Raw genomic sequence first — 10,674 nt, forward strand, 5'->3', positions numbered from 1 at the left:
CAATGTTTTGGCAGTTTTATAAACGAGGAAAAGAACAAGGGTTTTGGCAACCGCATCAAACAATCGTGGTCGCCGTTTCTGGTGGTGTAGACTCCATGGTCCTTTTGACGTTAATGGAACAGGTAGCAGAAAAAGAACAGTTACAATTGGTTGTTGCACATGTCAATCATCAATTGCGAGAAGCGTCGGAAGAGGAGGCGCAATATCTCGCTACCTATTGTCAGCAACGAGAGTTAACGTATTATGAAACACGTTGGGAAGACCCTGAAAAGCAACGGAATTTAGAAGCAAAAGCGCGCACATTTCGTTATGAATTTTTTAAAGAAGTCATGGAAATTGAAGGCGCAGCGGTCTTAATGACGGCACATCATCTAGACGATCAAGCGGAAACGATTTTAATGAAGCTGATTCGAGGGACTAATTTTTCCCATTCCGCTGGCATTAAAGAGAGGCGTCCTTTTGCGACAGGGGAATTGATTCGTCCGTTACTCATTTATCCAAAAGAAGAATTGTATCAATTTGCACAACGCCAAGCATTCGTTTATTTTGAGGACGAAACGAACCAAACCAATGAATATTTGAGAAATCGGCTCCGTAATCAGGTTATGCCACTATTAAAGCAGGAAAATCCGCAATTCTTAGATCAGATTGCTTCTTTTAGTAATGAACAACGTTTTGCCCAAGAATTTATTCAAGAACAAATTGAGCCTCAATTATCTGAAGCCTTAGAACCGACCAATCAAGGCTGGCGCATTCCTTTGAAGAGATTATTAAAAGAAACGCCGGCGTACCAACACTTCTTTTTAACCGCGTTTTTCCAGAAAACATTAGTGCCATTAGGAGTTTCGTTAAATCAACGCCAGATGACACAAATTTTAAAAGTGTTGAATGATGAACGCCAACCGCAAGGCTCGATTATGTTAGAACAGCAATGGCAATTGGCTAAAAGTTACGATTGGCTGTGCTTAGAACAAAAACAGGCTGCACTGCGAGAAGAAGTCACGCATTTATTAGTACCTGGCGCGGGGATTTATTTATCGGAAACCGAGTGGCTAGGATTAATTGCGACAGACAAACCGTTTCCTCTTCCAGAAGAGATTAATCAATGGACGGGCCAGTTGTTAGCAATTCCGTTGACCACAGCCACACCTTTGACCGTTCGTCATCGCCAAAGTGGTGATCGGATTACATTAAAACCAGGGTTTACGAAAAAATTAAGCAGAGTTTTTATTGATCAAAAAGTGCCAAATGAAGCGAGAGAGAGTGCTTGGGTCATTACGGATGAGCAAGAGGAAATCATTTGGGTACCAAAATTTGCAAATTCCTATTTGAGTATTCCTTTAGAAACTGATAAAATACACTACAGACTCCTTTTTAAGACAAAGGAGTAATGCTGAAAGGAGCGCACTATGATAGAAAAAGATATTGAGAAAGTCCTAATCTCCAAAGAAGAAATTCTTGCGAAGTCTGCAGAGCTTGGCAAGCAACTGACAGAAGAATATCAAGGGAAAAATCCTTTAGTGGTCGGTATTTTAAAAGGTGCCGTACCATTTATGGCTGATTTGACTCGTGAAATCAATACTTATTTAGAATTGGACTTTATGGATGTATCTAGCTACGGCAACGCGACAGTTTCTTCAGGCGAAGTAAAAATTGTCAAAGACTTGGACACAAATGTCGAAGGTAGACATATTTTAATCGTAGAAGATATCATCGATAGTGGTCGTACATTAGCGTATTTAGTAGATTTATTTAGATACCGTAAAGCTGCATCTGTGAAAATTGTTACCTTATTAGATAAACCCGAAGGCCGTGTAGTAGATATTAAAGCTGACTACGTAGGGTTTGACGTGCCTAATGAGTTTGTGGTCGGTTACGGATTAGACTATGCAGAAACGTACCGCAACTTGCCTTATATTGGCGTTTTAAAACCTGAAGTTTACGAATCAAATTAATATCTATCAAGGAATTAATTGTGTTACAATGTAAAGGTCAGGATTGATAAAAGAATAACATGAATTGTAATGATGAGCATAAGGAGGACAGGCATGAACAAAAAGAATAATGGCATGAAAAATGGTTTATACTACGTCTTAGTAGTACTTGCCATGGTCATGGTTGTCTATTTCATTTTTGGAAATAACAACCAACAATCGCCAGATATCGATTACTCAACCTTCCAACAACAATTGGAAGACGGAAAAGTCAAAGACATGACCATTCAACCAACCAATGGGGTCTACCGAATTGAAGGTCAGTATAAAGAAAAACAAGAAGTGAAAGACACAGGTGGTCTGTCATTGTGGGGCTCAACGCAAGCGTCGTCAAAAGGCTTCACAACAACCGTTTTACCTAGTGATACAACCTTAGCTGGCATTCAAGATGCGGCCCAAAATAACAAGGTGAAGCTAGTTGTCAAAGAACAATCAACAAGTGGCGCTTGGTTGTCACTGTTATTTAGTTTCTTACCATTAGTGATTATTTTCTTCTTCTTCTACATGATGATGAGCCAACAAGGCGGTGGCGGTGGCGGCGGGGGCCGTGTGATGAACTTCGGTAAATCAAAAGCCAAAGAAGCCGATAAAAAAGCCAACCGTGTCCGCTTCTCAGATGTAGCTGGTGCGGAAGAAGAAAAACAAGAATTAGTTGAAGTAGTGGAATTCTTAAAAGATCCACGTCGTTTCGCTGAATTAGGCGCACGGATTCCTGCGGGCGTACTATTAGAAGGACCTCCAGGGACTGGTAAAACGTTACTTGCTAAAGCCGTAGCAGGTGAAGCAGGTGTGCCATTTTACTCAATCTCAGGTTCAGATTTCGTTGAAATGTTTGTCGGGGTCGGTGCTAGCCGTGTCCGGGATTTATTTGAAACAGCGAAGAAAAACGCGCCTGCGATTATCTTTATCGATGAAATCGATGCAGTTGGTCGTCAACGTGGTGCAGGTATGGGTGGCGGACATGACGAACGTGAACAAACCCTTAACCAACTATTAGTTGAGATGGATGGTTTTGATGGCAATGAAGGAGTTATCGTGATTGCTGCAACGAACCGTTCAGACGTGTTAGACCCAGCGTTGTTACGTCCAGGTCGTTTTGACCGCCAAATCTTGGTAGGACGTCCAGATGTCAAAGGTCGTGAAGCGATTTTACGTGTTCATGCGAAAAACAAACCGTTAGCTGATGACGTTGATTTGAAAGTTGTTGCACAACAAACACCAGGTTTCGCTGGTGCTGATTTAGAAAACGTCTTAAACGAAGCAGCCTTAGTTGCCGCTCGTCGTAACAAGAAAAAAATTGATGCTTCTGATGTGGATGAAGCCGAAGACCGCGTAATTGCTGGTCCAGCTAAAAAAGATCGCGTGATTAATAAAAAAGAACGCGAAATGGTGGCTTACCACGAAGCGGGACACACAATTGTTGGTTTAGTCTTAAGCCGTGCCCGTGTTGTCCACAAAGTAACGATTATCCCTCGTGGTCGCGCAGGCGGTTATATGATTGCTTTACCAAAAGAAGATCAATTCTTAATGACTAAAGAAGATATGTTTGAACAAATCGTTGGCTTACTTGGTGGACGTACAGCAGAAGAAATTATCTTTGGCGTTCAATCAACAGGGGCTTCAAATGACTTTGAACAAGCAACAGGGATTGCCCGTAGCATGGTAACTGAATATGGAATGAGCGACAAATTAGGACCTGTTCAATATGAAGGAAACCATCAAGTCTTTGTCGGTCGTGATTATGGTCAAACAAAAGCTTACTCAGAACAAGTGGCGTTTGAAATCGATCAGGAAGTTCGCCGTATCTTAATGGATGCTCATACAAAAGCGCATGAAATTATCGAAGCGCACCGTGAACAACATAAACTAATCGCTGAAAAACTATTAGAATATGAAACATTAGATGCAAAAGCAATCAAATCATTATTTGAAACAGGTCAAATGCCTGAAGGTGCTGACAGCGACTATCCTAGTGAAAAAGAAGCGCAAACATTCGAAGAAGCAAAACGTGCTTTAGAAGAAAAAGAAGCACAAAAACAAGTTGAAGAAAAGCAAGACTTTGAAGAAGCGAAAAAAGAATTACATGATGAAGCAGAAGAAGTCAAAGTAGAAAGCGAACAAACAGAAAAAGAAGTCCAATCTGAAGAGAAAAAAGATTCTGATTCAAATTCTGAATATGATCGCAATAACTACGAAGATCGTTATAAATAACCAATTAGTAGAAGGTGCAGTATTTGTCGAGGTGACGAATACTGCACCTTCTATAATATTAAGATATTCTATAGAAGGAAGATTATTTGGTTGAAAAAACACCTGATTCCTAGTATTATCTGACTAATGGACAAAAAAGCACCAAGAGAAGAGGAAAAAGAATGGAAGATTATTTAGTAAAAGCCCTTTGTTATAAGGGTTCAATTCGAGCATATGCTATCAGTGCCACTGAAACTGTTGGCGAAGCGCAAAGAAGACATGATACATGGAGTTCTTCTACCGCAGCGTTAGGACGCACATTGATTGGAGCCCTTTTACTAGGAGCGACTTTAAAAGGTGACGATAAATTAACTGTAAAAGTACAAGGAAATGGCCCAGCTGGCGCTATTGTTGTCGATAGTAATGGCCGTGGAGAAACAAAAGGCTACATTAAAAATCCACATGTTAGTTTAAAGTTGAATGCAACAGGTAAAATTGATGTACGTGGCGCTGTCGGTAACGAAGGTATTTTCACAGTCATTAAAGATTTAGGATTAAAAGAAACCTTTTCTGGACAAACACCTATTGTTTCTGGTGAAATCGGTGAAGACTTTACATATTTTATGGCGGTCTCTGAACAAATTCCTTCAGCTATCGGTTTAGGTGTACTGGTTGATCCGGATGAAACTGTGAAAGCAGCTGGTGGTTTTATGATCCAAGTAATGCCAGGTGCAGATGAAAGTACCATTGATTTTATTGAACAGCGTCTAGCGGAAGTGCCACCGATTTCACAATTACTAGAAAATGGAGAAACACCTGAGCAAGTCTTGTATCGTTTATTAGGAGAAGACGAAGTAGAAATTTTAGAAAAAATGCCTGTGCAATTTAAATGTGACTGCTCCAAAGAAAAATTTGCGACCGCTTTGATTGCCGTGGGGATCGATGAATTAAATGCGATGATTGATGAAGACCATGGAGCAGAAGCAGTTTGTCAATTCTGTAACAATAAATATCACTATAGTGAAGAAGAATTAATTGAACTTCGCGATGAAGCGATTCGCAATACGAATCAAAAGTAGGAGGAAAGACTATGTGGAAAATTGGAGACGTTGAAATCCCCAACCGTGTTGTCGTAGCTCCGATGGCGGGTATTAGTAACGCCGCTTTTCGTGTGACTGTAAAAGAATTTGGCGCAGGATTAGTCGTTTGTGAAATGATTAGTGATAAAGGAATTAAATTAAGAAATAAAAAAACCTTAGAAATGCTATATATTGATGAGCGGGAATACCCTTTAAGTGTACAAATTTTTGGTGGAGACAAAGAAACATTAGTGGAAGCCGCTAAGTTTGTGGAAGAAAATACGCAAGCGGCGATTATTGATATTAACATGGGTTGCCCTGTCAATAAAATAATTAAAGCTGAAGCCGGTGCAAAATGGTTGTTGGACCCGAATAAAGTGCATGAGATGGTTCACGCAGTCTCTTCGGCAGTTTCTTTGCCGGTCACTGTAAAAATGCGAACAGGCTGGGATGAAGATCATCTATATGCTGTAGACAACGCTTTGGCTGCCGAACAAGCAGGAGCTTCGGCAATTGCTATGCATGGTCGGACACGTGTCCAAATGTATGAAGGGACAGCCAACTGGGACGTTTTAAAGGAAGTGAAAAAGCATTTAACCATTCCTTTTATGGGAAATGGCGATGTCAAAACGCCTGAAGATGCCAAACGCATGTTAGAATATGTTGGAGCAGATGGTGTGATGATTGGTCGAGCTGCTTTAGGCAATCCTTGGATGATTCAACGAACAAAAGAATACTTGGAAACGGGTGAATTGATGCCGGAGCCGTCACCAACTGAAAAAATCAACATTGCAAAAGTTCATTTACAACGATTGGTGGACTTGAAAGGTGAAAAAATTGCGGTCCGTGAGTTTCGTCAACATGCTTCATACTATCTAAAAGGAATCTCGCGAGCAGCCAAAGTGAAAGTTGCGATTAACCAAGTCGAAACACAACAAGCAGTTGTCGATTTGCTTGATGCCTTTGTCGAGAAGATTTCCCAAGTTGCTGTAACTACTATAGAAGAATAAAAAATTCAAGCCGAAAGTAAAATTCGGCTTGCTTTTTTTCGAAATACTGTGGCATTATTAGGATAGGTTAAAATCAAGAATGGAGGAACAACAGTGGCAGAAGAACAACAAGCGCATTTAGAGGATTTAAATGATCAAATGCTCGTGCGCCGCGAAAAAATGGAAGCTTTACGTGAAGAAGGGATTGATCCTTTCGGTAAACGTTTCGATCGCACTCATAATTCAGCAGAACTTCATGAACAATATGATAATCATACAAAAGAAGAACTTAATGAAATGAATACAGAAGTCAGCGTTGCTGGACGTATGATGACAAAACGTGGTAAAGGAAAAGCTGGTTTCGCCCATTTGCAAGACCGTGAAGGCCAAATTCAAATTTATGTTCGGAAAGACCAAGTTGGAGACGAAGCCTATGAACTATTTAAACATGCTGACTTAGGCGACTTCTTTGGTGTGACAGGTCAAGTAATGAAAACCAATACGGGGGAAGTTACTGTTAAAGCTCAAACAATTACGTTATTAACTAAAGCTTTGCGTCCGTTGCCAGATAAATACCATGGATTAACGAATGTGGAACAACGTTATCGTCAACGCTACTTGGACTTAATCAGTAACAAAGAAAGCTTTGATCGTTTCATGAAACGCAGTCAAATTATTAGCGAAATCCGTCGTTATCTAGATGGCAATGGCTATGTCGAAGTAGAAACGCCTGTCTTGCATAACGAAGCAGGAGGAGCTGCTGCGCGTCCATTTATCACACACCATAATGCATTAGATATGGACTTATACTTACGCATTGCCCTAGAGTTACATTTAAAACGTTTAATTGTCGGTGGCATGGAAAAAGTATATGAAATTGGTCGTGTCTTCCGTAATGAAGGAATCGATACAACTCATAACCCAGAATTTACAATGCTAGAAGCTTATACCGCTTATACTGATTATCAAGATGTGATGGATTTAACAGAGGGGATTATTCGTAATGCTGCGGAAAAAGTCTTAGGAACTACTGATATTACGTACGATGGTCAAGCTGTTGATTTAGGCAGTCCTTTCAAACGTCTACACATGGTAGATGCGGTCAAAGAACAAACGGGCGTAGATTTTTGGCAAGAGATGACGATAGAAGAAGCCCGTGCGTTGGCTAAAGAACATAATGTAGAAATTACAGATGCCATGACAGTCGGTCACATCATTAATGAATTTTTCGAAACATTTGTAGAAGATACATTGCAACAACCAACATTTATTTATGGTCACCCAGTAGCTGTTTCACCATTAGCGAAGAAAAATCCAGAAGATGGTCGTTTCACTGACCGCTTTGAACTATTTATTATCGGAAAAGAGTTTGCTAATGCATTTACGGAATTAAATGATCCAATTGACCAACGTGAGCGTTTTGAAGAACAAGAAAAAGAACGAGAACAAGGAAATGATGAAGCGCACGGAGTAGATGAAGATTTCATCGAAGCCTTAGAATATGGCTTACCACCAACCGGAGGATTAGGTATTGGGATTGATCGATTAGTTATGTTGTTAACCGATGCTCAATCAATTCGTGATGTTTTGCTATTCCCAACAATGAGATAAAAAAGATGCCTTAAGGGCATCTTTTTTTGTCTTCGCAAAAAATTAAATAAAAAAGAATAGAAAAACAATTGAAACCAATTCTTTTTTTCTAAAAAAATCGAAGATGAGTAATAAAAAGAATGGATAATCTGATAAAAAAAACGAACTTTATCTAATCGAATAAGAAAGAATAATCGGTATTGAAAAAAAGTTTAAAAAAAGTGAAAATAATGATTGACCAATGCTTGAAATCTTGGTATATTATTACATGTCGCAAGGCGAGTCACACAGCTGAGCGATTTAGAAATCAATAATTAAATAACAATTCTTGATTTCAAATCTCTCGAAAAAGTTTGAAAAAACAACAAAAAAGTTGTTGACAAATAACAAACGAGATGATAAGATATAGAAGTTGTCACAACAGACAACAACGACCGAGCAAAACAACTTAAAAAAACTTTTTCAAAAAAGTTCTTGACATTCAAACGAAAGTTTGTTATGATATAAAAGTTGCTGCGAGGTAACGTAGACCTTTGAAAACTGAACAAAGAATAGACGAACCAAATGTGTAGGGCGTCTTGATTCAATTCAAGACAACAAACATTTTTAACAAGCAAGCAATATGCTAGCAAACAAATTGAGCTTAACAATCGTAAGATTGTTCTAACTTTTATTATGAGAGTTTGATCCTGGCTCAGGACGAACGCTGGCGGCGTGCCTAATACATGCAAGTCGAACGCTTCTTTCCTCCCGAGTGCTTGCACTCAATTGGAAAGAGGAGTGGCGGACGGGTGAGTAACACGTGGGTAACCTACCCATCAGAGGGGGATAACACTTGGAAACAGGTGCTAATACCGCATAACAGTTTATGCCGCATGGCATAAGAGTGAAAGGCGCTTTCGGGTGTCGCTGATGGATGGACCCGCGGTGCATTAGCTAGTTGGTGAGGTAACGGCTCACCAAGGCCACGATGCATAGCCGACCTGAGAGGGTGATCGGCCACACTGGGACTGAGACACGGCCCAGACTCCTACGGGAGGCAGCAGTAGGGAATCTTCGGCAATGGACGAAAGTCTGACCGAGCAACGCCGCGTGAGTGAAGAAGGTTTTCGGATCGTAAAACTCTGTTGTTAGAGAAGAACAAGGACGTTAGTAACTGAACGTCCCCTGACGGTATCTAACCAGAAAGCCACGGCTAACTACGTGCCAGCAGCCGCGGTAATACGTAGGTGGCAAGCGTTGTCCGGATTTATTGGGCGTAAAGCGAGCGCAGGCGGTTTCTTAAGTCTGATGTGAAAGCCCCCGGCTCAACCGGGGAGGGTCATTGGAAACTGGGAGACTTGAGTGCAGAAGAGGAGAGTGGAATTCCATGTGTAGCGGTGAAATGCGTAGATATATGGAGGAACACCAGTGGCGAAGGCGGCTCTCTGGTCTGTAACTGACGCTGAGGCTCGAAAGCGTGGGGAGCAAACAGGATTAGATACCCTGGTAGTCCACGCCGTAAACGATGAGTGCTAAGTGTTGGAGGGTTTCCGCCCTTCAGTGCTGCAGCAAACGCATTAAGCACTCCGCCTGGGGAGTACGACCGCAAGGTTGAAACTCAAAGGAATTGACGGGGGCCCGCACAAGCGGTGGAGCATGTGGTTTAATTCGAAGCAACGCGAAGAACCTTACCAGGTCTTGACATCCTTTGACCACTCTAGAGATAGAGCTTTCCCTTCGGGGACAAAGTGACAGGTGGTGCATGGTTGTCGTCAGCTCGTGTCGTGAGATGTTGGGTTAAGTCCCGCAACGAGCGCAACCCTTATTGTTAGTTGCCATCATTTAGTTGGGCACTCTAGCGAGACTGCCGGTGACAAACCGGAGGAAGGTGGGGATGACGTCAAATCATCATGCCCCTTATGACCTGGGCTACACACGTGCTACAATGGGAAGTACAACGAGTCGCTAGACCGCGAGGTCATGCAAATCTCTTAAAGCTTCTCTCAGTTCGGATTGCAGGCTGCAACTCGCCTGCATGAAGCCGGAATCGCTAGTAATCGCGGATCAGCACGCCGCGGTGAATACGTTCCCGGGCCTTGTACACACCGCCCGTCACACCACGAGAGTTTGTAACACCCGAAGTCGGTGAGGTAACCTTTTTGGAGCCAGCCGCCTAAGGTGGGATAGATGATTGGGGTGAAGTCGTAACAAGGTAGCCGTATCGGAAGGTGCGGCTGGATCACCTCCTTTCTAAGGAATATTACGGAAATACACATTTCGTCTTTACTTTGTTCAGTTTTGAGAGGTCTACTCTCAAAACATTCGTTCATTGAAAACTGGATATTGAAGTAAAAAGAATCAAAACAAACCGAGAACACCGCGTTGAATGAGTTTTTTTAATAAGTTCAATTGCTTATTTATTGATTAACCTTCTATCGCTAGAAGAAGTGATCAAGACCCAACCGTAAGGTTGATAAGGTTAAGTGAATAAGGGCGCACGGTGGATGCCTTGGCACTAGGAGCCGATGAAGGACGGGACTAACACCGATATGCTTTGGGGAGCTGTAAGTAAGCTATGATCCAGAGATTTCCGAATGGGGGAACCCAATATCTTTTATAGGATATTACTTTTCAGTGAATACATAGCTGATTAGAGGTAGACGCAGAGAACTGAAACATCTTAGTACCTGCAGGAAGAGAAAGAAAATTCGATTCCCTGAGTAGCGGCGAGCGAAACGGGAAGAGCCCAAACCAACAAGCTTGCTTGTTGGGGTTGTAGGACTCCAATATGGTAGTCTGTTAGTATAGTTGAAGGATTTGGAAAAGTCCGCTAAAGAGGGTGAAAGCCCC

Annotated in this window: 6 protein-coding genes and 2 rRNA genes (1 of these 8 only partly in view); all 8 read left to right on the forward strand. The window is 41.6% G+C overall.

Features of this window, described 5'->3' with window-relative positions:
* Positions 1 to 2 precede the first annotated feature (2 nt).
* A complete protein-coding gene (gene tilS / locus IGL49_RS01015) occupies positions 3 to 1,391 on the forward strand; it encodes a tRNA lysidine(34) synthetase TilS (RefSeq protein WP_104855134.1) in 1,389 nt (462 codons plus the stop codon).
* Between the two features lie 18 nt (positions 1,392 to 1,409).
* Positions 1,410 to 1,955, forward strand: coding sequence for a hypoxanthine phosphoribosyltransferase (hpt, locus tag IGL49_RS01020; RefSeq protein WP_002356260.1), 546 nt, complete (start codon positions 1,410 to 1,412; stop codon positions 1,953 to 1,955).
* 93 nt (positions 1,956 to 2,048) lie between these two features.
* Positions 2,049 to 4,205, forward strand: a complete 2,157-nt coding sequence (ftsH, locus tag IGL49_RS01025; RefSeq protein ID WP_104855135.1) for an ATP-dependent zinc metalloprotease FtsH — start codon at positions 2,049 to 2,051, stop codon at positions 4,203 to 4,205.
* A gap of 161 nt (positions 4,206 to 4,366) precedes the next feature.
* Positions 4,367 to 5,263: an Hsp33 family molecular chaperone HslO gene (gene hslO / locus IGL49_RS01030; protein ID WP_104855136.1), complete on the forward strand. Its 897-nt coding sequence runs from the start codon at positions 4,367 to 4,369 to the stop codon at positions 5,261 to 5,263.
* An 11-nt stretch (positions 5,264 to 5,274) separates the two neighbouring features.
* A complete protein-coding gene (gene dusB / locus IGL49_RS01035; protein ID WP_104855137.1) occupies positions 5,275 to 6,273 on the forward strand; it encodes a tRNA dihydrouridine synthase DusB in 999 nt (332 codons plus the stop codon).
* Positions 6,274 to 6,366: 93 nt separating this feature from the next.
* A complete protein-coding gene (gene lysS, locus IGL49_RS01040) occupies positions 6,367 to 7,863 on the forward strand; it encodes a lysine--tRNA ligase (protein ID WP_104855138.1) in 1,497 nt (498 codons plus the stop codon).
* Positions 7,864 to 8,513: 650 nt separating this feature from the next.
* Positions 8,514 to 10,074: ribosomal RNA gene (locus tag IGL49_RS01045) — 16S ribosomal RNA — on the forward strand.
* Positions 10,075 to 10,301: 227 nt separating this feature from the next.
* A 23S ribosomal RNA gene (locus IGL49_RS01050) occupies positions 10,302 to 10,674 on the forward strand (it continues 2,540 nt past the right edge of the window).
* Together the 16S and 23S rRNA genes form the textbook arrangement of a ribosomal RNA operon.

Origin of the sequence: Enterococcus sp. DIV1337a, from assembly GCF_051712285.1 — a bacterium.
Lineage (GTDB): Bacteria > Bacillota > Bacilli > Lactobacillales > Enterococcaceae > Enterococcus > Enterococcus faecalis.